Here is a 988-nt window from a genome sequence, read left to right on the forward strand (position 1 = left end):
GGACCCCGCGGCCGACGGCCTGCGCGGCGGTCGCTACATCGGGCCCATGGAGCGACTGCTCATGGTCGTCCTGGGGCTCGCGCAGGCCTATCCGGTGATCGCGGCCCTGATGGCGGCCAAGGGCATCGTGCGCTTCCCGGAGATCTCGGCGGACCGCGGAGCCGGCTCGCGCGCGGAGGAGTTCCTCATCGGCTCCCTCGCCAGCTGGGGCCTGGCCGCCGCCGGCGCCGTCGTCGTCTGGCTCGCCCTCGGCTTGACCGCCCCCGGCGCAGCCTGAGACCGGGCCCACCCGCATCCGCGCGCGGGACCGCACCCGTCTAGACTGGCGCGGCCCCCACGAGCCCTCCATGAAGGAGGCCGGCCTGTGGATCGGGTTCTACGTGGCGCTGGCGCTGGTCTTCGCGGGGCTGCTCTTCGCCCTGGGCGATGCGCAGCACGGCACCGAGTTCCTCGCCGGCTGGGTCACCGAGTACAGCCTCAGCGTGGACAACCTGTTCGTGTTCCTCATCATCATGGCCAAGTTCCAGGTGCCCCGCCGCTACCAGCAGGAGGTGCTGATGGTGGGCATCATCATCGCGCTGATCGCCCGCGCGGTGTTCATCGCGGTCGGCGCCGTCGCCATCGAGCACCTGACGTGGGAGTTCTACATCTTCGGCGCCTTCCTGCTCTGGACCGCCTGGCAGCAGCTCAAGGACGACGGCGGGGACGAGGAGTCCGAGCCGGGCGTCGTGGCCCGCCTGACCCGCCGCCTCAACGTGGCGCCGGACTACGACGGCAACCGACTGCGCACCACCGTGGACGGCCGGCGCATGTTCACCCCCATGGTGGTCGTGTTCATCACGATCGGCCTGACGGACGTGATGTTCGCGGTGGACTCCATCCCGGCGATCTTCGGCCTCACCCAGAACTGGTTCATCGTCCTGACCGCCAATATCTTCGCCCTCATGGGCCCGCACCAGCGGGCCCGACGACGCCCCGCTCCGCCCGC

2 pseudogenes are annotated in these 988 nt (G+C 70.6%); both read left to right on the forward strand.

Annotated features, from left to right (window positions below):
* A pseudogene (locus HMPREF3105_RS06685) lies at positions 1 to 277 on the forward strand (hypothetical protein); the annotation flags it as partial.
* 49 nt (positions 278 to 326) lie between these two features.
* Positions 327 to 988 (forward strand): annotated as a pseudogene (locus tag HMPREF3105_RS06690) (TerC/Alx family metal homeostasis membrane protein); the annotation flags it as partial.

The organism is Micrococcus sp. HMSC31B01 (genome assembly GCF_001816085.1).
Lineage (GTDB): Bacteria > Actinomycetota > Actinomycetes > Actinomycetales > Micrococcaceae > Micrococcus > Micrococcus luteus.